At 46.1% G+C, this 24,117-nt stretch carries 14 protein-coding genes; 2 read left to right on the forward strand and 12 right to left on the reverse strand.

The genetic code is table 11. The annotated features are described in order from the left end of the window. Positions 1 to 153 precede the first annotated feature (153 nt). The 3 genes from H8K33_RS16100 to argJ form a co-directional block, all read right to left on the reverse strand. Entirely contained in the window at positions 154 to 546 is a 393-nt protein-coding gene (locus tag H8K33_RS16100; protein WP_186892069.1) for an NUDIX domain-containing protein, read from the reverse strand. A gap of 33 nt (positions 547 to 579) precedes the next feature. Beyond that, complete coding sequence (locus tag H8K33_RS16105; RefSeq protein ID WP_186892070.1) at positions 580 to 1,443, reverse strand: ATP-binding protein; 864 nt, start codon at positions 1,441 to 1,443, stop codon at positions 580 to 582. A 107-nt stretch (positions 1,444 to 1,550) separates the two neighbouring features. Then, on the reverse strand, positions 1,551 to 2,789 hold the full coding sequence (gene argJ, locus H8K33_RS16110; RefSeq protein ID WP_186892071.1) for a bifunctional glutamate N-acetyltransferase/amino-acid acetyltransferase ArgJ: 1,239 nt from the start codon (positions 2,787 to 2,789) through the stop codon (positions 1,551 to 1,553). Positions 2,790 to 2,988: 199 nt separating this feature from the next. On the opposite strand from argJ, the gene H8K33_RS16115 reads away from it, so the two are divergent. Then, positions 2,989 to 4,725 (forward strand): cation:proton antiporter domain-containing protein, encoded by a 1,737-nt coding sequence (locus H8K33_RS16115; protein ID WP_186892072.1) that lies wholly within the window; start codon positions 2,989 to 2,991, stop codon positions 4,723 to 4,725. Between the two features lie 279 nt (positions 4,726 to 5,004). On the opposite strand, the gene H8K33_RS16120 is transcribed toward H8K33_RS16115, so the two are convergent. The 7 genes from H8K33_RS16120 to queA form a co-directional block, all read right to left on the reverse strand. Then, positions 5,005 to 8,091 carry an efflux RND transporter permease subunit gene (locus H8K33_RS16120; RefSeq protein ID WP_186892073.1) on the reverse strand — a complete coding sequence of 1,029 codons (3,087 nt, stop codon included), beginning with the start codon at positions 8,089 to 8,091 and terminating at the stop codon, positions 5,005 to 5,007. Beyond that, complete coding sequence (locus H8K33_RS16125) at positions 8,088 to 9,356, reverse strand: efflux RND transporter periplasmic adaptor subunit (protein ID WP_186892074.1); 1,269 nt, start codon at positions 9,354 to 9,356, stop codon at positions 8,088 to 8,090. Before H8K33_RS16125 ends, H8K33_RS16120 begins: the two co-directional genes overlap by 4 nt. Positions 9,357 to 9,621: 265 nt before the next feature. Beyond that, a complete protein-coding gene (gene secF / locus H8K33_RS16130; RefSeq protein ID WP_186892075.1) occupies positions 9,622 to 10,599 on the reverse strand; it encodes a protein translocase subunit SecF in 978 nt (325 codons plus the stop codon). A 94-nt stretch (positions 10,600 to 10,693) separates the two neighbouring features. Continuing rightward, on the reverse strand, positions 10,694 to 12,562 hold the full coding sequence (secD, locus tag H8K33_RS16135; RefSeq protein WP_186892076.1) for a protein translocase subunit SecD: 1,869 nt from the start codon (positions 12,560 to 12,562) through the stop codon (positions 10,694 to 10,696). Positions 12,563 to 12,666: 104 nt separating this feature from the next. Then, positions 12,667 to 12,990: a preprotein translocase subunit YajC gene (gene yajC, locus H8K33_RS16140; protein ID WP_186892131.1), complete on the reverse strand. Its 324-nt coding sequence runs from the start codon at positions 12,988 to 12,990 to the stop codon at positions 12,667 to 12,669. Positions 12,991 to 13,261: 271 nt separating this feature from the next. Further along, positions 13,262 to 14,395 carry a tRNA guanosine(34) transglycosylase Tgt gene (gene tgt, locus H8K33_RS16145; RefSeq protein ID WP_186892077.1) on the reverse strand — a complete coding sequence of 378 codons (1,134 nt, stop codon included), beginning with the start codon at positions 14,393 to 14,395 and terminating at the stop codon, positions 13,262 to 13,264. Positions 14,396 to 14,678: 283 nt separating this feature from the next. Beyond that, the gene (queA, locus tag H8K33_RS16150; RefSeq protein WP_186892078.1) at positions 14,679 to 15,710 is read right to left on the reverse strand and encodes a tRNA preQ1(34) S-adenosylmethionine ribosyltransferase-isomerase QueA; all 1,032 of its coding nucleotides are present in this window, start codon (positions 15,708 to 15,710) and stop codon (positions 14,679 to 14,681) included. 362 nt (positions 15,711 to 16,072) lie between these two features. Between queA and recG the strand changes: the two genes are divergently transcribed. Continuing rightward, entirely contained in the window at positions 16,073 to 18,151 is a 2,079-nt protein-coding gene (gene recG / locus H8K33_RS16155) for an ATP-dependent DNA helicase RecG (RefSeq protein ID WP_186892079.1), read from the forward strand. Between the two features lie 19 nt (positions 18,152 to 18,170). Here recG and H8K33_RS16160 read toward each other — a convergent pair whose 3' ends face one another. Beyond that, positions 18,171 to 20,183, reverse strand: a complete 2,013-nt coding sequence (locus tag H8K33_RS16160; protein ID WP_186892080.1) for an EAL domain-containing protein — start codon at positions 20,181 to 20,183, stop codon at positions 18,171 to 18,173. Between the two features lie 3 nt (positions 20,184 to 20,186). After that, positions 20,187 to 23,951 carry a PAS domain S-box protein gene (locus H8K33_RS16165; RefSeq protein ID WP_186892081.1) on the reverse strand — a complete coding sequence of 1,255 codons (3,765 nt, stop codon included), beginning with the start codon at positions 23,949 to 23,951 and terminating at the stop codon, positions 20,187 to 20,189. Between the last annotated feature and the right edge of the window lie 166 nt (positions 23,952 to 24,117).

Below are 24,117 nucleotides of genomic sequence, written 5' to 3' on the forward strand. Positions count from 1 at the left end.
GATCGAAGTTTGGCAGATCACGTTGCAAAAAGTCATGACTGTGTACCAGCCAAACTTGCTCGGATGGTAAAAAACTCAGAAGAAATCTGCTTAGTGGAGCTTTAACGTAATTGATTGAAGTAATTAACTGAAGTAATTAATTGACGCAACTGATTAACGTAATTGATCAATGAACTCAATCAAAGGGATCGTCGCTGGCAATAAAGGTTCGACCGCAACTGTACCCTGCCAGGCAAACGCTTGCCCTTCCAGACTTTGTGGCTCACCTTTCCACTCACGCGAGATGTAAAAATGCAAGCGCACATGGGCATGCGGATAAATGTATTCGACACCGCACCACGGTTCTGCGCTGATGATTTGTACGCCAAGCTCTTCCATGAATTCGCGCTTGAGCGCATCCAATATCGACTCGTCTTGTTCAACTTTACCGCCAGGGAATTCCCAGTAACCAGCATAAGGTTTTCCTTCGGGTCGTTGTCCTAACAAGACATCGCCATTCGACTTCATCAAAATGCCGACCGCGACATTCACCGGGCTTGCGCTCATAGATTCTATTTCAGAGAAAGATGTAAAGAAAAATCAGTTTTGGCGACCTGCGAAATCGCGGGCAAATTGCAATGCCACGCGACCTGATCGAGAACCACGTTGCAATGCCCATCGCAAAGCATCTGCGCGCGCCGCTTCGATTTGCGCTGGTGTGCAAGAGAAACTGCTTAGCCAATGGGCGACGATGTCCAGATAGTCATCTTGTTTAAATGGATAAAACGATACCCATAAACCAAATCGTTCAGACAAAGAGATTTTTTCTTCGACGGTTTCGCCCGGATGTAAATCACCATCGTCATCATGTGTGTAACTGGCGTTATCCGACATTCTTTCCGGCATCAAATGACGTCGATTGGATGTCGCGTAGATCAAGACATTATCTGTTTGCGCAGAAATACTTCCATCTAAAGCGACTTTCAAGGCTTTGTAGCCAGGCTCGCCATCTTCAAATGACAGATCATCGCAAAACAGAATAAACTTTTCAGAACGCTCTGCAACGATGTCGATAATGTCTGGCAAATCGCCCATATCTGCTTTGTCTACTTCAATCAAACGCAAACCTTGTGCGGCAAACTCTTGCAAACAAGCTTTAATCAAAGAAGATTTTCCAGTGCCGCGTGCACCAGTTAACAAAACATTGTTGGCAGGTTTTCCCTGCACGAACTGGCGTGTGTTTTGTACGATTAATTCTTTTTGTTGATGGATGTGCTGCAAATCCTCAAATGTCAATTGACTAATGTGCTTGACTGCTTGCAAATACCCCTGCCCTGCACGTTTACGCCAGCGAAACGCTGTCGCTGCATGCCAATCTGGTGCTGGCACAGTTGGCGGCAAATACGCTTCGATGCGATTTAATAGCTGCTCTGCACGATTCAAAAACTGATCAAGTTGAGACATAGCGGAAGGATGGATGAGGTCATTAAGGAAGGAATTTATGCTTGGTTAATGCAATAAGTGAGACTAAGCTTCCTCGCTCAAATATCGAGCGAGGAAGGCAAGCTAAATCAAGAACGGTAATCAGCGTTGATAGACACATATTCATGCGACAAGTCGCAAGTCCAGACCTTGGTTTTTGCTGTACCGCGCGCTAATTTAACGCGGATCGTGATCTCACTTTGCTTCATCACACGTTGACCATCTTCTTCGCGATACTCTGGATTACGACCACCATTTTTTGCGACCCACACATCATCTAAATACAGATTAATTTTGCTGACATCTAAATCGTTCACGCCTGCATAACCGATGGCAGCCAGAATGCGACCCAGGTTTGGATCAGATGCAAAGAATGCGGTCTTCACCAATGGGGAATGGGCAATTGAATAGGCGATCTTACGACACTCGTCCACGTCTAATCCCTCTTCCACCACGATGCTGATAAATTTCGTCGCACCTTCACCGTCACGAATAATCATATGCGCCAATTTTTGCGACAAGGCGATCACTGCATCTGCCAGCGCATTGTATTCTGGTGTATCAAGCTCATTGATTTCTAATGCGGATGTCCCGGTTGCGATCAACATAAAGGAATCATTAGTCGAGGTGTCGCCATCAATCGTGATGCAATTAAACGAATGATCCGCAGCTCGCTTCACGAGATGATCCAACACCGCTTGCGACACCTTCGCGTCTAATGCCAGATAACCCAACATGGTTGCCATATTGGGCTTGATCATGCCAGCACCTTTACTAATGCCAGTCATCGTCACGGGAATACCATTAATCACTACCGTGCTCGACGCCGCCTTTGGTTGAGTGTCTGTCGTCATGATGGCTTCTGCTGCAGCGAACCAATTATTTTCATTCAAACTGGCGATTGCCGCTGGCATTCCCGCGATCAAGCGATCTACCGGCAACTGCTCCAAAATAACGCCTGTTGAGAATGGTAAGATCTGAGACGGCTCGCAACCCAAGTATTCCGCCAATGCATTGCAAGTCGCATTCGCGGCAGCCAAGCCAGCGTCACCTGTTCCAGCATTCGCATTACCTGTATTCACGACCAACGCACGAATTGGCCCAACTGCCATGTGTGGGCTTTCCAAATGCGCTTTACACACTTGCACAGGCGCTGCACAAAAACGATTGGTCGTAAACACACCTGCCACTGTCGCGCTCGGTGCCAACTTCATCACCAACAAATCTTTACGATTTGCCTTGCGAATACCCGCTTGAGCAAAACCCAGTTCAATACCTTTCACTGGTTTTAAATCGGCGGCGAGTGGAATCGGAGAATTAACGGCCATGTTGTCAGTCCTAAAGTGATGATGGTGATGATGAAAATGAAGTCGTTATTTTAAGTTATTTGCAGGATGTTTTAGTGGCGATGTTTCCTTAGAGTCAGAAAAAAATGCTAGGCAAGAATTCTGCATGAACGAAGTCAATATAAATCATGATGTTAAAATGCATTCTCAATGCTAAGCATCAATTTCAGGAGAGTTCATTTTGACCCACAATATTTCCTTAATTACCACCTTAGCTGCAGGCTTTGGCTTCGCGTTGATCTTTGGGTTTATCGCAGAAAAGATCAAGCTACCCGCTTTAGTCGGCTATCTCTGCGCTGGCATCTTGATCGGCCCGGCCACACCTGGCTTTGTCGCTGATGCCAATATCGCATCACAGTTATCTGAGATCGGGGTGATGTTATTGATGTTTGGTGTCGGCCTGCATTTCTCCTTAAAAGATTTATTAGCAGTCAAACGCATCGCATTACCCGGGGCGGTTTTGCAAATGGGTTTAGCGACTGGCTTAGGCATGTTCATGGCATGGTGGCTGGGTTGGAGCTTAGGAAGCGGCTTAGTCTTTGGTTTATCTTTGTCTTGTGCCAGCACAGTGGTGTTATTAAAAGCATTAGAAGCACGTGGCATTTTAGATTCGATGAATGGGCGCATTGCGGTCGGTTGGTTAGTCGTAGAAGATCTGGCAACAGTGCTGTTCTTGGTTTTATTACCCGCACTAGCCGGCGTCTTAGGTGGCACCGTCACCACGTCCACGCCAGAAACACCGCTGTGGATGGCACTTGGAAAAACTTTGCTCCAAGTTGCTGCTTTCATCGTCTTGATGCTAGTGGTGGGTCGTCGTGCTTTGCCTTGGTTATTGTGGCAGGTGTCACGCACTGGTTCACGTGAATTATTCACTTTGGCCGTCATCGCTTGTGCGATCGGCATTGCATATGGTGCTTCCGCACTGTTCAGCGTGTCATTTGCACTTGGTGCTTTTTTCGCAGGCACAGTAATGCGCGAATCGGAATTTAGTCATCGTGCGGCTGAGGAATCACTGCCCTTACGTGATGCGTTTTCAGTATTGTTTTTCGTCTCGGTCGGCATGCTATTTGATCCTGTGATCGTAGTCGAGCAACCTTTACGTGTATTAGGTGTGGTGGCGATTATTATTTTGGGTAAATCGCTGGCGGCAGTAGCCTTGGTGATCGCATTTCGCTATCCATTAAACACTGCACTCACGGTCGCAGCGAGTCTGGCGCAAATTGGTGAATTCTCCTTCATTCTCGCAGGTCTTGGTGTCAGCCTTGGCTTAATGCCTGCCGAAGGGATGAGTTTAATTCTGGCAAGTGCATTGATCTCCATCGCACTGAATCCCGTTTTATTTGCAGCAGTTGAGCCCATCCGTCGCTGGGCTTTGGCGAATTCGCAGGTAGCGCGCAATCTGGAACAAAGACAAGATCCTTACGCAGAATTGCCACAAACAACTGACAACAAGTATCTGCAAGGTCAAATCGTCTTGGTCGGCTATGGCCGTATCGGTAGCAGAATCGGTGCAGCATTAAGTGCTCAACAGATCCCCTTTGTCGTCGCTGAACAAAATCGCGAATTGGTGGAAAAAATTCGTGGCGAAGGCATCGTCGCGGTATCCGGCAATGCTGCAGAGGCTGTCGTGCTAGTGCAAGCCCACATCCATGATGCGGCAATGCTAGTTATTGCCATCCCCGACACTTTGCATGCACGGCAAATGATCCACACCGCTCGCACGCTCAATCCCAAGATCGAGATCATCATGCGTGCTGACACCGAGGATGAAATGCAGTTGCTTAAACGAGAAATACAAGAAACACCGGAATCCTCAGATTTGGTGTTCTTGGGTGAAGAAGAGTTAGCAAAAGGGATGACGAGTCATGTATTGGCACGCTTTTCAGCGGATGTGACGCAGACCGTGAAGACGCACTGATCGATTGAAGAACACTTCAGTGCGTTCAAATATGAAACATCTTTCAAGACAATCGCTAGCAGACCGCGACAGAGAATTCTTAGGCTGATGCTGAACATGCGAAGCCCAACATTGACTCAATACAGGAGTGAAATTTGGGCTTTGCAGCCCAAGCTACGCACCGTTATCATAAAAAATCCTTGATGGATTCATCATTTGACCGTAGGTTGGCGCTGCGGCTGGGAAGCCCAACATCGTTCAGAAAAATTCGAAGTTGGGCTTTACAGTCCAAGCTACATGCTAAATTGCATTCCCAACGATCGGTCCTTTGCCGCTGTACTTATCTAAGGCAAGATAGAGTACAGGTGTGATGAATAACGTGATCGCTTGTGAGAAAATCAAACCACCGACAACAGCCAAACCAAGTGGTTGACGCAACTCAGCGCCAGCACCTAAACCCAAAGCGATAGGCAAGGCACCGACCAGTGCTGCCAATGTGGTCATCATGATGGGACGGAAACGTTCAATACATGCTTCGCGGATGGCATCGGTAGGATTCATACCGCGGTTACGTTGGGCATCGAGCGCAAAATCAATCATCATAATCGCGTTTTTCTTCACGATACCGATCAACAGCAAAATACCAATTGTCGCAATCAAGGTCAGATCTTTACCAAACATTTCTAACATCAATAAAGCGCCAACTGCAGCTGATGGCAAGCCTGCCAAAATTGTGATTGGATGGATGAAGCTCTCGTACAAAACACCGAGTAAGACATAAATCACCAACAGCGCTGAAATGATCAAGATTAATTGTCCGGCTTGAGAATCTTTGAACACCGCAGCATCACCACCATAAGACGTGATCATAGAAGAAGGTAACTTGATTTCGTCTTTGAATTTATCAATCTTATTGGTCGCATCACCTAGAGGCATGTCAGGCGCAAGATTGAAAGACACTGTCACCGCTTGCAATTGACCAACGTGATTAATCGCTGTAGGACCAACTGTACGCGTTACCGTCGCAAAGCTCGACATCGGCACCAAATTACCGGTATTACTACGCACATAGATGCTGCCGATTGCCGATTCGTCTTTACGATTTTCTGGTGCTACTTCTAACACCACCGCGTAACTATCCACACTGGTGAACAAAGTCGCAATTTGTCGTTCGCCAAACGCACTGTACAAAGCAGCGCGAATCGCATCGATCCCCACGCCTAAAGAATTCGCACGATCTCGATCAATCGAGATTGATGCTTGCAAACCCTTCAGTTGCGAATCTGTCGTTACGTCTTTAAAACCGGGATCAGCACGCATCTTGTCTTGCATTTTGAAGGCCCAACTACTCAATTCGCTCGCATCGACACTTTGCATAATGAATTGGTATTGGCTCTTACTTGGGCGACCACCCAGTTGCAAGTTTTGCGTTGGTCGCAAGAAGACCGTGATCCCTGGCACCGCTTTCAATTTATTGCGCAAACCTTCGACCACTTCTTTCATCGGCTTACGTTCACCACGTGGCTTTAGATTGATAAATCCACGTCCGGTATTTTGTGAGCCACCACCACCGTGAAATGAAGACACCGTGAGTACGTTCGGATCTTCGCGCAAGATTTTCGCGACTTTCTCTTGCAAGATCACCATTGCTGGGAAAGAAGTATCTTCTGCTGCTTCGGTTGAGACGTTAATTTGGCCGATATCTTCCTCAGGGAAGAAGCCTTTTGGGATCGTATGAAATAAATATGCTGTCGCGATAAACGTGAGCAAGGCGACGAACAATACAAACTTGCGATGGGCAAGTGCCATATCCAAGCCACGTGTGTAAGCGCGTAAAGAAGAAGTAAAGCCACGTTCAAAGCTATGTGTGATTGAGCCCATCCATTTTGACGGCGCTGCATGATCACGTTCTGCTTTCAAGAAGCGGCTTGCGAGCATAGGAACCAAGGTCAATGATACAAATGCTGACACGATAATCGCCAAGCTAACTACCACGGCAAATTCATGGAAGAGCTGACCAATCACGCCCGGCATAAAGAAGATAGGGATAAATACCGCAATCAAGGAAGTGGAGATCGAAATAATCGTAAAACCAACTTCGCGCGAACCTTTTAACGCGGCTTCGAATGGTGATTCGCCCATTTCTACATGCCGGATAATATTTTCCAACATCACAATCGCATCATCGACCACCAAACCCACGGCCAGGGTAATTCCCAGCAGCGAAATATTATCTAGCGTGTAATCAAATGCCCATAATAAAAACACCGCACCGATCAAGGACACAGGCAATGATAGCGCAGGAATAATGGTCGCCACCATGTGGCGCAAAAATAGAAAGATCACTGCGATCACGAGGAAAATCGTCAGCAGCAAAGTTAAATTCACATCGTGTAAAGCGTCGCGCACCGATACCGAGCGGTCATTCGCCAAGGTGATATTCACGGATGCTGGCAACTGCGCTTTAAAGCCGGGAATTGCGGCTTTGATGGCATCAACCACTTTCACCGTATTCGCATCTGTCTGACGTTGAATCGCCAACATAATCGCTGGCTCACCATTGAAATTACCAACTGATTTCACAGTTTCATAACTATCTTCAACCGTGGCAACATCACGCAGACGCACCACCTGTCCACCCTTGTTACTCACGATGATGCTGGCAAACTCGGCAGCGTTTTGTAATTGCTTATTCGCGACGATAGTCAATGTTTGCTTATCACCATCGAGTGTACCAACTGGTGCAATCGAATTAGCGGCACGTATGCTGGTCGTAATTTCGTCAAAGCCGATATTACGTGTTGCCAATGCACCCGGATCAACCCTGATACGTACGGCATAACGACGAATACCAAAAATATTCACTTGCGCCACCCCTGCCAAGGTCGACAAGTTGGGCGAAATTAAGTGCTCAGCGTAATTAGTTAATTCCGACAAGCTCAATGAAGGTGAGGTCAACGCCAATACCAAAACCGCTGAATCGGCTGGATTAACTTTGCGATACGATGGCAAAGAAGTCATCTCGATAGGCAAAGAACGCTGCGCACGCAACAAAGCTGCCTGCACATCAACCGCTGCGTCATCGACATTGCGACTAGGATCAAATTCCAAGGTTAATGAAGTTGAACCAAGCGTGCTACTGGAACTGATCGTGGCCAAACCAGGAATCGTCGAGAATTGTTTTTCCAATGGTAGCGCAACCGAGGTTGCCATGGTCTCAGGACTAGCACCTGGCAAACCTGCGCCAACACTAATGACTGGTGTGTTGTAACTAGGCAGCGCGGCAATCGGGATCATGCGATAAGCCAATATACCTGCAACGACGACCGAAATATTCAGCAAAATCGTCATCACTGGACGACGAATAAATAACTCCGATAAGTTCATGATGCACTCGCTGCAGAAGCTGCAGTCGTTGTTGGCACAGAAGAGGCAGAACTTGAGGCTGCTGAAGCGGCTGGTGCAGAAGAAGACTTTTTCGCGTCTGATTTATCAGAATCGCTACCGACAGCATCTGCTCGATCTTTAATCGGTACGCCAGGACGTAAATTTTGCTTACCTTCCAACACGACCTTCATGCCTGGCTCTAAACCTGTCACGATCGCGTCATTACCGTAGCTATACTGCACTTTCACTGGTTTCTGCGCGGCCTTACCCTCTTTATCTGCGATAAAGACTGTCACAGCATTCACACCTATCACTAAAGCGTCACGCGGCACAACCACGACATCTTTCAAGGTTAACACGCTTAAATCGATATTCGCATAAGCGCCCGGCCACAGTTTCATTTCTTTGTTGTCGAACACGGCTTTGACTTTGACCGTACCAGAAATTGGATCAACCACATTATCAATAAATTGCAACTTGCCTTTAAAGCTCAAAGTGCTATCTGGCAGACTCGCCATCGCCACGCTGTCACCACGTTTTAAACTATCCAAGGCATCCGACAAATTGCGTTGCGGCAGTGGGAAGGTAATCGCTACCGGATCCATTTGCGTGATCGTCACCAAAGCTGCACCGGAAGTACTTGGTTGAACTAAGGAACCCGGGAATACATTGATCAAGCCAGTACGTCCACTCACAGGTGCAAGGATGCGGCTATAGCCTAAACTAACTTTAGCGGCTGCGACCGCAGCTTTTGCTGCATCGACCACTGCTTGTTGTGCATTGACGGTCGTTTGTGCTGCATCAACGACACTTTGTGATTGGAATTTTTGCGCGAACAATTCTTTGCTGCGAGCCAGCTGCCGTTGATTCTCAGACAAACTCGCAATTTCTTTATCTAGTTGTGCCTGTGCTCGTGTCAAATTCACCGTATCAGTACGATTATCCAAAGTGAACAAAATGTCACCAGCACGAACGAACTGCCCTTCTTTGATATGGACTCTTTCGATCACGCTAGAAACTTGCGGTCGCACATCGACAATATTCAAAGAAGAAACCACCCCGTTGGCTTTGAGCTTCACCTCATAGTCACGCTTTTGCGCCAACACGGTGTTCACAATTACGGGACGATTTTTATCGCCTTTGCCGCCTATGGTCTGGCCAGCAACCAGCTCTGTACTTTCAGAACCAGCTTTATTCCACATCCAATAGCCGCCAGCAGCGACAGCAAGGGATAATGCGATTACCGAGATTTTTGCATTTTTCATTTTGATTTGTTTTTCAGATCGAAGCAGCTTAGACAATTGGTACAGAGAAAGTTCTGTAACGCATTGTAAATAGCATGCGAATTATTCCGGTTCAAACAGTGTAGTGAGCCACAACAACTTGCCATAAGAACGCAATACGCAGATTTTATTGATGGATTGAATCTTAACAAAGAAAAAGCCAGCACTCAGGCTGGCTTTGTTCTTTTATACGTTTTGTTACGAAAGCGACGACATTCATTCGGGCTTCAGACATTTAAATGTTCATTTAAACAACTGCACCATCTGTTTCATCTTTTTCTGCAACTGGTTTAATCAAATCTTCACGTCTCACACCCAACCACATCGCGATCGCCGCAGCGACGAAAACAGAAGAATAAATACCGAAACAAATACCAATCGTCAGGGCCTTTGCAAAACCCGCTAAAGTCGGACCACCGAACAAGAGCATCGACAAGACCATCATTTGCGTCGAACCGTGCGTAATAATGGTACGAGAAATCGTGCTGGTGATCGCGTTATCAATCACCTCTGTCACAGTTGCTTTACGCATCTTCAAGAAGTTTTCGCGGATACGATCAAAAATAACCACAGATTCATTGACTGAGTAACCTAATACCGCCAATACCGCAGCCAGCACCGCAAGATCGACTTCCCACTGAAAGAAAGCAAAGAAGCCAAGAATAATTACCACGTCATGCAAGTTCGCAATAATCGCAGAAACAGAATATTTCCATTCAAAACGAATTGCCAAATACGCCATCACACCGACAATCACGAATATCAATGCCATCACACCATCGTGCATCAATTCGTCACCAACTTGTGCACCGACCAAAGCTGTTCTTTGTAATTTCACGTCAGGATGATCAGCTTTCAACGCCGTCATGACACGCTCATTTTGCGCGGTAATCATGGCGTTGAGTTCTTTTTCACTAGGTTTCGCTGCACCTTCTGCCACTTTCGGCAAAGGCATACGAATCACCACATCTTGCGCCTTACCAAAAGCTTGAACGACAACTTCACTAATACCGATTGCTTTGATTTTTTCACTAATCTTGGTGGTATCAGCAGCTTGACTGTAGCTAACCTCCATCGACGTACCGCCAGTGAACTCAACCGATAAGTGCAGTCCTCTTGTAAATAAGAAGAAAACAGCAGCAACAAAGGTAACAGCCGAGATGACATTAAAAATCAGCGCATTGCGCATGAAAGGTATGTCGCGTTTAATACGGAATAATTCCATGATGAATTCCTAAATCTTTTTCTTAATTGACTAAGTACTTTGCATTAACACTTCTTTAAAATTTTCTCTTCAAAAAATTTTATTAAAGGGCTTATTACTCAGTAGGTTTCCAAATTTGACCAATTGAAATCGAAGTCAACTTCTTCTTACGGCCATACCAAAGATTAACCACGCCACGCATCACAAATACAGCAGAGAAAATCGACGTCAAAATACCTAGGCAGTGAACAATCGCGAACGCCTTAATTGGACCAGAGCCAAATACTAACAAGGCCAGACCAACGATAAATGTCGTCACGTTGGAATCGAGAATCGTCGCCCAAGCACGATCGAAGCCTTGCAAGATCGCATGTTGCGGCGAGTTACCTGCACGAAGCTCTTCTCGGATACGTTCATTAATCAAGACGTTAGCATCAATCGCCATACCTAATGCTAAAGCAATCGCTGCCATACCAGGCAGGGTCAAAGTCGCCTGCATCACGGACAAAATACCAACCAGTAATAACAAATTCACCGCCAAGGCAAACACGCTAAAGAAACCAAACATCATGTAATAAGCAATCATGAAAACAGCAATTGCGGCAAAACCGTACATGGTGGAATGAATACCTTTAGTAATATTTTCCGCACCCAATTGCGCACCAATCGTACGCTCTTCGATCACTTCCATTGGTGCAGCTAAAGAACCTGCGCGCAACAGCAATGCCAACTCGTTGGCGTCATTGGTCGAGCGCATTCCCGTGGTTCGGAAAGACTTACCTAACACATCCTGTATCGTCGCCACTTGCAACAATTCGCCTTTGCCTTTTTCAAACAAGACGAAAGCCATACGCTTACCAACATTTGGACGAGTCGCCTCTGTCATTCGGCGACCACCTTCACTATTCAAATCAATACTCACTGCTGGATTCTGATTTTCATCAAAACTCGCTTGTGCGCCAGTAATGGCATCACCTGTGACTATCGGTTCTTTATACAAAATAGCAGGACCACCACGGCCAACTTTAAACATCTCGGAGCCAAACGGTACGGCGGTGTTTTCATCAACCAAGCCAATTACGCTTTCGTCTACCAAACGCACTTCCAAAGTCGCGGTACGACCAATAATCGATTTCGCACGTGCCACATCTTGCACACCTGGCAATTGCACCACAATACGATCTGCACCTTGCTGCTGAATAATCGGTTCTGCTACACCAATTTCATTCACGCGTTTCGACAAGGCAGAGATATTTTGCTTCACACCTTCATTCATCAAAGTGGTTAATGCTTGCGGCTTAATAGTCACTTTAAAGGCAATGTCGCTATTGTCTGCAGTTGCAACGCTATCGAGCAAATCCACATCATTCATTTGACGATTGACGATTTCACGTGCTTTGGCGCGCGTTTCTGCATCACGGAACTTAACTGTCACGGAAGAGGCATCACGCGAAATGCCTGCGTGACGTATTTCTTTTTCTTTTAATGTGCTACGCAAACTAGACTGCAATGCGTTCAAGCGATTATTTAACACTGCAGAAGTGTCGACCTTCATCAAGAAATGCACACCACCACGCAAATCCAAACCCAAGTACATCGGAAAAGCATGCAGCTTTTGCATCCATGCTGGGGTATTTGGCAAAAGATTTAAGGCGACTGTGTAAATCGGATCATTTGGATCAACATTTAAGCCTTTTTCTAATGCAGCTTTCGCTTTGAACTGAGCGTCTGTCGTCGCAAACCGCGCACGAATCGAACCTTGGATGCCATTGTAATCATAAGAAAAACCAGTTGAATTGATGCCTGCGTCTTTCAACACCTGCTCAACCCGCGCGATCATGCTTTCATCCACTTTGATAGTGGCCTTGGTACTATTAATTTGCACAGCGGCTGAATCACCGAAGAAATTCGGCGCAGCATACAAAGCGCCAAAGACCAGCGATATCAAGATGATGATGTACTTCCAGAGGGGATAACGATTCATAGCGGATTCAGAAAAAAGTACTACACGAACGACATAAAACTAAGAAACCAAAATAATTCAGGGGCAAAGCGGTTCGTTTTGCCCCTGTTGCGAAGATCGCTGGATTATTTCAGTGTGCCTTTTGGTAACAAGGTTGTCACAGCGCTTTTTTGAATCTGAATATCAACGCCATTGCTAACTTCTAATGAAACAAAGGAATCAGTTACCTTAGTGACTTTGCCTGCGATACCGCCAGCAGTGATCACTTCATCGCCCTTAGCCAAGGCGTCGAGCATGGATTTTTGTTCTTTTTGACGCTTCATTTGTGGGCGAATCATGACGAAATACAAAACCACAAACATCAAAATGATGGGCAAAAAGCTCATCAAAGAAGATTCAGGACTCGCTGCACCAGCAGCTTGAGCATAAGCAGAAGAAATAAACACGATAAAACTCCATTTAATAGTTTTTTAAATCAAATCAGCGACTTGGACGCATTTTGGGATGAAGTTAAGAATTTAAAGCCCCATAAAAAGGCCGATAGCACACTTAACAAAAAAACCAGCATTTCAAGCCTAACAACAAAGCGCAACATTCTAGCACTTGGATCTCAAGTTTCTGTCAAATCTATTGAGCAGATAAAAAACTTGTTGTGCAAACGATTCTTGGAGGCAAATTGCTCTTCCTCAGAATGACGTCTGAAAAACCTCTTGGTTCAAATTACACCCCACGTGCCCGATCCGCTTTAAATTGCGCGACGAATTCAGGGAAACGATCTTCATCCAAAGACAAACGAATCTGGCGGAACAGGTCGAGGTAATAATGTAAATTGTGGATAGTATTCAAACGCGCGCCAAGAATTTCGCCGGTGCGGTGTAAATGATGCAAGTAAGCGCGGGAGAAATTTTTGCAGGCGTAGCAGCTGCAGGTTTCATCCAACGGCGCTTTATCTTCTTTGTAACGTGCGTTCTTGATTTTGACATCGCCAAAGCGGGTGAAAATCCAGCCGTTACGCGCATTGCGAGTTGGCATCACGCAGTCGAACATATCAATGCCGTTGGCGACGCCAGCAACTAAGTCTTCTGGTGTACCGACACCCATGAGGTAGTGCGGTTTGTTTTCCGGCAGTTTAGGACCGACGTGCGATAGGATGCGTAGCATGTCTTCTTTTGGTTCGCCAACTGACAGGCCACCGATAGCGATACCATCAAATCCCATTTCATTCAAAGCTGCCAAGGATTCATCACGCAGGTTTTCGAACATGCCGCCTTGGACGATGCCGAACAAGGCATTGGGATTTTCGCCGCCTTTGAATTCGTTCATCGAGCGTTGTGCCCAGCGTAAAGACATGCGCATGGATTTACCTGCTTCTTCGCTAGTGGCTGGACGTCCATCGATTTCGTAGGGTGTACATTCGTCGAATTGCATGACGATGTCAGAATTCAAGGCACGTTGAATTTGCATAGAAATTTCAGGGGACAAGAACAAGCGCTCGCCACTAATCGGTGACGCAAATTTCACGCCTTCCTCGGTAATCTTGCGCATCGCGCCGAGAGAAAATACTTGGAAACCGCCAGAATCAGTCAAGATAGGTTTATCCCATCCCATAAAATCATGCAGGCCACCAAATTTATTAATGACATCCAAACCCGGACGCAGCCACAGGTGAAATGTATTGCCCAAAATAATGTGGGCGTCGATTTCTTTCAGTTCGAGTGGCGACATCGCCTTCACCGAACCGTAAGTACCGACTGGCATAAAAATCGGCGTTTCGATCACGCCATGATCCACCGTGATACGACCACGACGCGCGGCTGTAGTTTTGTCTTTTTTAAGTAATTGAAATTGCAGCATAGGATTTACCGACCTAAATAAAAATGAGAACTAAGAAAATTAAAAGCTTAACTATACAGCCGCGAAATTGACAACCATCATTCTTTAAGCTCAAGACTCCATGTTGCCATCCCTGCGCAGGCAGGGATCCAGTGTCTTTCAGCAGTTACGCTACTGGATTCCCGCCTTCGCGGGAATGACGAATCATAAGCCAAGAACTTAACCAAACTGTGCTGTAGAGATCGCGGATTTTTTTGATTTGAACTTCTCTGCGTACTCTGCGCATCTGCGGTTCAAAGCTTTTCTATGAACGGTTGGTGAGCAACATCGCATCCCCATAACTAAAGAAACGATACTTTTGCGCAATCGCGTGTGCATACGCTTCACGTATCGCATCGTAACCTGCAAACGCTGATACCAGCATCATTAATGTGGATTTTGGCAAATGAAAATTCGTTACTAAGCGATCTACGGTTTTAAAACGATAGCCAGGCGTGATGAATAAACGGGTGTCGTCGCTGCCTGCCAATAGTTCGCCAGTTTGCGAGGCAGATTCTATGGCGCGCATACTGGTCGTGCCGACGCAGATCACATTCTTGCCTGCAGCTTTAGTCGCACGCACTGCCGCGACGGTTTCTTCTGACACCGTATACCACTCACTGTGCATGTCGTGCTTGCTTAAATCTTCGGTACGCACTGGTTGAAACGTACCCGCACCAACGTGCAAGGTCACGAAAGCCAGTTGTATGTCTTTGGCTTTGCATTTTTCTAAAAGTGCTTCATCAAAATGCAGACCTGCAGTGGGTGCGGCAACCGCCCCCGGCACACGCGAATACACAGTTTGATAGCGGTGTTCATCGAAATCATCGGCTTCATGATTAATATAAGGTGGCAACGGCAGGCGACCATACTTCTCAATCAGTTCAAACACATCGCCCGGAAAATGCAGGGTAAAAAATTCACCAGCACGTTCGCCAACCATCACATCAAAGGCGTCAGCTAAACGGATTTTGCTGCCAGCCAAAGGTGATTTGGAAGCTCGTAACTGTACATGCACGATATGTTCGTCTGCGGTGTTTTTGATCACACGTTCAACTAGCATTTCAACTTTACCACCAGTTTCTTTGGCACCAAAAAAGCGTGCCTTCAAGACCCGAGTATCGTTGAACACCAACAAATCACCTGCATTCAGTTGCTCCACAATGTCAGAAAATTGACGGTCAACGATGCCAGTATCGCTCACGTGCAAGAGACGCGACGCGGTACGATCAGGCAAAGCAGTTTGCGCGATCAGCTCGGGGGGGAGTTCAAAATCAAAATCACTGAGTGAGTACATATTTACACCAAAAATAAAACTTCTTTGCCACAGAAAACATGCAGACAATGTCATACAAATCGGAACACCACGAAAAGTCCCCTCCCTTTCAAGGGGAGGGCTAGGGTGGGGATGGGTTATGGTGACGCAACCAGCAGTTTCTATCACAAGACCAAAACCCATCCCCATCCCAACCTTCCCCATTTCGTAAAACTTCGGGGGAAGGAGTATTCATCGCGTGCCACCTTATGTAGATGACTGTACCTTGAAGGAAAAGAGTCAAGTCACGAAGAACTCGCCTCACAATTAAAATTAACATCACTGTATAAAAAACCAGTAGAATCTTGCGAATTACCTTTAAGACTAACCCGCCATTTTACCCTATGTCAGCAAGCGCACCTACTCAGCCTGCCAGCAAGAAAAAAACTCCCTCTGCCAAACCTGTGCGCTTAGAGGAGAAGTTTGCAAAGCTAGGTCTGCGCTCTGACATGGATTTTGTCTTGCATTTACCGATGCGTTACGAAGATGAGACAGAAATAGTCTCCATGCGTGATGCAGGGTTTCGCGGTGGCAGTTCGGTACAAGTTGAAGGCGAAGTGACTGAATGCGATATTCAATATCGTCCCCGTCGCCAGTTAGTCGTCACGATTAGTGACGACACCGGACAAGTGGTTTTACGCTTTTTGAACTTTTACGGTAGCCAGATCAAACAAATGGCGGTTGGCATGCGGGTCAGAGCGCGTGGAGAATTACGCCACGGTTTCTTCGGCGCTGAAATGGTGCATCCAACGTATAAAATGGTCAACGAAGGCGCTGCTTTGCCTACTGCACTAACACCGGTTTATCATGCTGGCGATGGTGTCTCGCAAACCATGCTGCGCAAAGCAATTACTAACGCGCTCAATAAAGTGCAATGGTATGACACTCTCTCCCCTACTCTGCTGCAAGAACTTGGCTTACAAGATTTTGAATCCGCAGTAAAGCTACTACACAATCCGCCACCGGATGTTGATCAATATGCCTTACTGGAACACGAGCATCCAGCATGGGAACGTATGAAGTTCGATGAGCTGTTGGCGCAACAACTCTCACTGAAACGGGCGCAGGCTTCGCGTCGCTCTCAGGGCGCAACAGCGCTACCAGTGGTAGGCGCTTTGACCCAAGCCTTCTTAGCGACTTTGCCTTTCAAACTAACAGGTGCGCAAGAGCGCGTGTTGGAAGAAATCCGCGCCGATCTCAAACAAGCTTTTCCCATGCAACGATTATTGCAAGGCGACGTCGGCAGTGGCAAAACCATCGTCGCAGCCCTCGCCGCGACGCAAGCGATTGATAGCGGTTATCAGGCCGCTTTAATGGCACCAACTGAGATTTTGGCGGAACAGCATTTTCGTAAAGTCGCTGGCTGGCTAGAACCTTTAGGTGTGAAAACCGCGTGGTTAACTGGTAGTCTGAAGAAGAAAGAAAAAGAGCAAGCAAACGCTCTCATCGCTTCCGGTGAGGCACAACTGGTGATCGGCACGCATGCGCTAATTCAAGACACCGTGCAATTTGCCAAACTGGGTTTAGTCATTGTCGATGAACAACATCGTTTCGGTGTCGCGCAACGACTCACCCTCCGCAACAAAGCCGAAGCTGGCAAAATTCCGCATCAACTGATGATGTCCGCCACGCCGATACCACGCACGTTAGCGATGACCTACTATGCCGATCTCGAAGTTTCAGTGATTGATGAATTGCCGCCGGGACGCACGCCTATTGTCACCCGCGTGGTGGATCAAAATCGCCGCGACGAAGTGATAGAACGCGTACACGCCGCAGCGCAAGAAGGCAAGCAAGTGTATTGGGTCTGCCCGCTAATCGAAGAATCAGAAGCACTACAACTGCAAACCGCAACAGACACCCATGCGATGTTGAGCGCAGCCTTACCCGACTGCCGCATCGGCTTAGTCCACGGCAAACTCAAACCTGCGGAAAAGCAAATTGTGATGGATGCATTCACCCGCAATGAAGTGCAAGTCTTAGTAGCGACGACCGTGATTGAAGTCGGGGTCGATGTGCCGAATGCGAGTTTGATGGTGATCGAACATGCAGAACGTTTTGGTCTATCACAGTTACACCAATTACGCGGACGCGTAGGTCGCGGTGCCGCCGCTAGTGTTTGTCTGTTGTTGTATCAAGGGCCGCTTGGTCACACCGCAAAACAAAGATTACTCACCATGCGAGAAAGCACCGATGGATTCGAAATTGCCCGTAAAGATTTGGAATTACGCGGACCCGGTGAATTTTTAGGCGCGAGACAATCGGGCGAAGCTTTGTTACGTTTTGCGAATCTGGAGAAAGATCAATATCTGGTGGACAAGGCGCGTAATCTGGCAGTGCAATTACTAGCCCATGATTTGTCTACAGTGGAAGCCCATTTGCAGCGTTGGATGGGGCATAGAGAAGAGTTTCTGCGAGTCTAATCAAGCGCTGAAAATCGGATTAGCGCTCTTTCACATTGATTCTTGGTGCACCTTGGATCATCACACTTGCACCCGTCAAAAAATCTTGTAAATCCTGCAGACGATTGATCGATAACTCGGTAAGCGCATGTCCCGCCAATAACAGCTGAGTGCCATCCATCAAGAAAATATCATCTTGCAAAATCATCCCTGGCCGCAGCTCCAGTAAAGGAATGTCATAGGCACTTGAATTTCGATCTAAATTTCTAGCGTCGTATTGATGTGCTGCCAAATTCAATACTGCATTGCTTGCAATATTGGCTGTGAGATTTGAAACAGGATTTGGACTCACATCTTCAGCCAGACTCAAAACAGCATTCGTCTGACCGGATAAAACTTTAAATTCTGTTCCTACAGCTTCATAGGCGAATGGATGATGCAAGTGCAGTTTCTCTGACAACGCTTTTTCAATTTTCTTCTGAACCTGCCCAGAAGTAAAAGGCTTAGTCAAGAAACCATTGATATCTAAGGCGAGTGCTGCACCTAAAATTTCTGTTTGTGAAAAAGCGGTGATCACTATCACACGCGATTCACGTTTAGCGAGTGTGCGTCCGGCTCTTAACATCTTAATGAATCTTAAGCCATTCATCTCTGGCATATTCACATCAGTAATAATCAAATCAAAGCTATGCAATTCAAACAATTGCAAGGCTTTCATCGCACTATCTGCTTCAACAATATCGCTAAAGCCGAGATCTTGCAGCACTGACACGATCAGTTCTCGCATATAGGCGTCGTCATCCACCACCAGAATACGATTTTGACCTTCTTCATGCTCACTGTGATGGGTGCTTTCTGGCTGACAGTCAAAGTTTTTAATAAATTCCAGAAAAATTTCTTGCGCCATAGGTTTCGCAATGAAATAGCCTTGCACCGTATCGGCTCCCATCATTTTTAAAGTATCCCAATCTTGCTGAGTTTCCGCACCTTCTGCCACACTTTTGATGCCTAATTTACGTGCCAAATCAATGCTAGATTTGACGACAATACTCATCTCCGGATTATCGGTACAGTCCTTCACAAAACATTGATCAATCTTGAGTTCACTAAAAGGAATTCTGGTGAGTTGCTGCAAACTGGAATAACCCGTTCCGTAGTCATCAATCGATAAAGAAAATCCATTCATCGATAATCGTGCGAGATTTTCTAATGCAATTGCGACCTCGGTCATGACTGCAGATTCGGTAATTTCTAATACGATGCAATCTGTATCTAAGCCTGCGCCACTGACAATCTCAACGATTCTTTCTGCAAGCCCTGCTTTGTCCAATGAACTTAAAGAAAGATTGACCGCGATCTTTAAGGGATAGCCATGCTCTATCAAAGATTTACAGGCCAAGGCCGATTTTTCTAACATCAAAAAAGTTAATGCATCGATGTCACCACTTTGCTCTAGCAAGGGGATGAAGGCATAGGGGCTAATAACACCAAAATCAGGATGTATCCAACGCGCCAATGCTTCCGCCCCCACTAAGCGACCAGTCCGCATATCTATTTTTGGTTGAAAAAATGGCTCGAATTGCGCCGCTTGAATACCTTGCCGAATTTCAGCGATAGAAAACGTTTTTGCATCATGCGGCTGCTGCCATTTACTCACTAACAAATCATGACGATTTAAAAGTTCTTTTAGGCGTTCTAAGCTAATTGGTTTTTCTATGGTGCCCAGCAATTTAATTCCGTGCATTCTGGTCATTCTGCCCACGGAGGTCAGTAATTTACTATCCAGGGCGCTGACGATAATGATCGCCACATCGTAAGCTTCTTGTCCAAGATGACGTAAAAATTCCATGCCATCCATCTCTGGCATTTGTAAATCACAGATAGTGACATTGACGGGCTTCTCGCCAGAGTGTCGAATAATATCTAGCGCAGCTCTGCCATTGGCAGCTTCAGAAATGGTATTTGCGCCCAAGGAACGCAACATACTTAGCAAAGTCCGACGTTGAAAATTGTCGTCCTCGACTACTAAGATATGCAAATCACGGATATCCATCTCTCACACCTTACTTTCATTCAATGCGCGATTATTCAAGATGTCGAGATAAAGTACAAATTGCGCGTACGTCTGCGCCAAATGCTGATATGCACTCTGTACGCCATCCGAATTAGCATTCTTTGCGGCTAGCTCCAAGGCCAGACAAGCGCTTGCTAACGGCTCTGCGCCAACCATACGACACGAGCCTTTCATTCTATGAGCACCAGCCTGAATCGCGTCAAAATCTGATTGTTCTTGTAACCGACATAATTCTGCACAATCTAAATCCATATATTCACGAAAATCTTGCAAGACCTGAAGATGTTCTGCTGGATCTGGAACAACCTGACTAAATTTCGCAAAATTAATAATATGCGCAGCACCTACATCTGCATCTGCCGTATCAATAAGCGTATCTTGAGGCCGACTGATTGAGGGTTGACTCTTTGAGGGCTGGCCCGATGCCTCAGGATACGCATATTTCGCTAAGACATTTTTTAACTGTATCAAATTATTCGGCTTCACCAATAATTCATCCATACCAGCATCCATACAAATCTTGTATTCATCGCCGAGCGCATTTGCTGTCCAGGCGATAATGGTTGTGTGTGGTCGCCCTTCTGCTCTTTCTGTGTCGCGTATTACTTTGCTTAGGCCATAGCCATCCAATTCTGGCATGTGACAATCGGTAATCACAAAAGCGAAGCGCCCACTTTGCCACAAAGACAGCGCCTTGCGTCCATCTTCTGCTGTCACCACCTGCATCCCCAACAAGCCCAATTGGCGGGCTAACAAATTACGATTGACTGGATGATCATCAACCGCCAAAACCGCCGGCGCTTGCATACTATTTTTATACAAGGGCGTCACGATTCTTTGTTCCAATTCATGATGCATACTCTGCAGCGCAACTTCAGGCATTTCTGCCATCGCTAAATCTAAAATTAAACTAAAAGTCGCGCCTTTTCCCGGCTCACTTTCCAATGTAATTTCACCCTCCATCAGATTGGCCAGGGTGCGGCAAATAGCCAGGCCAAGACCCGTACCACCATACAGCCGCGCGGTGCCAGAGCCGCCTTGCTGATAACGCTGAAATAATTGCTCCTGAACGTCTTTGGGAATACCAATCCCTGTATCACTAACCGAAAAACGAATTCGCTGTTTCTGTGGTGATTGTGCAAGCAATTCAGCGCGCACGACCACCTCACCGCGCGGCGTAAATTTAATTGCATTACTTACGAAGTTATTGAGAATTTGCGATAAACGTAATGGATCCACCAAATGTGCGACGGCTATCTGGGCATCGGTATGCTGTCGCAACACGAGCGTTTTCAGGCTAGCAACCCGTGAATAAGTATTGACGACATCTTGCAGTAATTGTGGAATCGAACTGGCATGCGCGGTCAATTGCAATTTACCTTCTTGAATTTTTGACCAATCCAAAATGTCATTAACGATGCGCAATAAGGCACGGGCGGAACTCCAAGCAGAATTGAGTGTGGTGACCTGTTCAGCTTCCAACTGTGTCATTGACAATAATTCCAACATCCCCAACATGCCTGTCAGAGGTGTGCGAATTTCATGACTCATCGTAGCAAGGAAGGAATCTTTAGTACGACTTGCCAGTTCGGCCTGCTCTTTGGCTGTCAGTAAATCATCTTCATGTCGGCGCCTTTCAGTAATATCTTTGAAGAGCACTCCCACTCGATGACTGCCTTCTCCATCGATACGTGAAGCGAAAATATCAAAATGACGTTGAATTGCATTCACCGGATTTTGCAGTCTAACCGACTCCCCTGTCTTAACGACTTTTTCAAAAATACCGAACCAAATCACATCGTGATCCGGTACCAGTTCCAATATCGTTTTACCCAGCGCCTTTTGTAAACCAGTTTGTTTTTCGAATTCCTTATTAATTTCGATAAAGCGATAATCAACAACTTTTTGCTGTTCATCGTAAATCATTTCAAGCACACAAAAACCTTCATCCATCGTATCAAACAACATTCGATACCGCTCCTCGCTGGCGCGCAGTTCAAGCTCTGCTTTTTTGCTCTCGCTGATATCACGTACGATGCCGGTAAATTGACGCTGGCCATTGACGATCATTTCACTGACACCCAAATCAAGGGCAATCTCACGTCCATCTTTACGTAGCCCCACCACCTCAAGATGTTTTCCCACAATATGTGCTTCACCGGTGGTTCGATAGCGCAATAGGTAATCGTCATGTTGACTGTGGTGAGGTTCGGGCATCAGCATACTAAGATTGCGTCCTATCACCTCTGTCGCAGCATAAGCAAACAGCCGTTCTGCAGCAGGATTAAAGCTGAGCACGACGCCAGCTTGATCCATGGTAATAACACCGTCTACGACTGAATTCAACAAGGTTTGCATGCGTACAGAACTGTCGCGCAATTGCGCCTCTACTTCAGTGCGGCCTCGAATTTCGCGCCTTATTCCGAAAAATAAAATCGCAAAAATAAACGTCAATAGCACTAAAGTCGCTAACAATAAAATCAGTGTCAATAAACGATTTTCCGATAAAGCGACTTCACCTTGTGATAAACGTTTTGTTGCCAGCTCTGACACACTATCTATAGTACTGCGTATGCGTGACATCGCTTGCATACCATCATCAACCATCTCGGTCGGCACACCATCTGCTCGTCGCGCTGCCTTTTTTTCTAATTGCGCCTGCAAAATTGCCATGCGCTGAAAAATTAAGCCTTTCAGCGCAATAAATGATTGATGGTATTCTGGATCTTTGTTTGTACTCAAGGACTTCAATTGCAATTGGGCAGAAAAGGCCGCGTACAAATGATTGAATTCGTTTTTGTAATGGGTATTACCGGTAATTAAATAATGTCGCTGCAAGGATTCAATATCCGCCATCGTTCCATATAATTGTCCCAGCTCTATACGCATACGTTGTATGTGATTTAATTGCTGAATGGAGTCCGCTAATTTCACTGAAGTACGGTAAGCGAAACCACCTACCAATACCAACAAAACAAAGGCACTGATAAAGGCAAACAATATTTTTTTCTCGACAAAACGATTCTGTTGAGCACCCTGCTCTATACGCAAGCCGCTGTACAAAATACTGGCACCCAACATCACAAAAGCCAATGCCGTATTCAGTGCCAAAGGTGGCAAAATCTGGTCGCTCACCAATTCATTGGCATTCCACAAATATCCTAATAGGGAAATCGCACCAATGAACACCAACAAAAGAGAGAGCAATATCGTTAGCAATCGCCCAATGTGTACGGACATCAATAATAAGGACACTCCCAAGCACACAAAACCGAGCGCAGTTAGAGGCGCCATACGTCCAGGCGTTCCTGACAAGGTCTCTACAGTATCTCGGAACAAGAGTTCATCAATTCCTAATTGCCAGCCAAATAAATACTGTGAAAGCGTGGCGGCACCGAGCAACAAAGTAAAGGCAGCGAGTAGCTGTGCCAGACGCCGTGACTTGATTACAGTGACTAAAAGAGGAAGCTGTGTGGGCTGCGATTGAACTAGTCTATGCAGTACAAATAAAGAACTGGCTGCGGCAATTAAGCCTAACGCTGTATTGGCTTTCATCTCAATGGCACCAGGCAGCAAACTCTTTAACCAATGAATAGAAAAAATCCAGCCAATAAGTGCGATGCAGGCAACCAAAATAGAAACCGCTGCGGCAAGCGCATGCAAATCATCCCAAGGAAGATTCAACGCCCCCTTTTGCCTACTACCTTCTGGACGAATCGTGTACTTAGATTTCGAACTGAAAAACATGAGATGTCCTATCAAAGCTAATGCAATCGCGATAGATTCTTGATGTAAGTTTGTAGTCTGTTCATGACCATAGCCGATAAAGTTAGCATCAGGTGCATTCTATTTAATAAATACAACATCACCATCATGTATCAACCCAAACTCCAGCCTTTTACATGTAAGCGCA

The organism is Affinundibacterium amnicola (assembly GCF_014284275.1).
Taxonomy (GTDB): domain Bacteria; phylum Pseudomonadota; class Gammaproteobacteria; order Burkholderiales; family Burkholderiaceae_D; genus Undibacterium; species Undibacterium amnicola.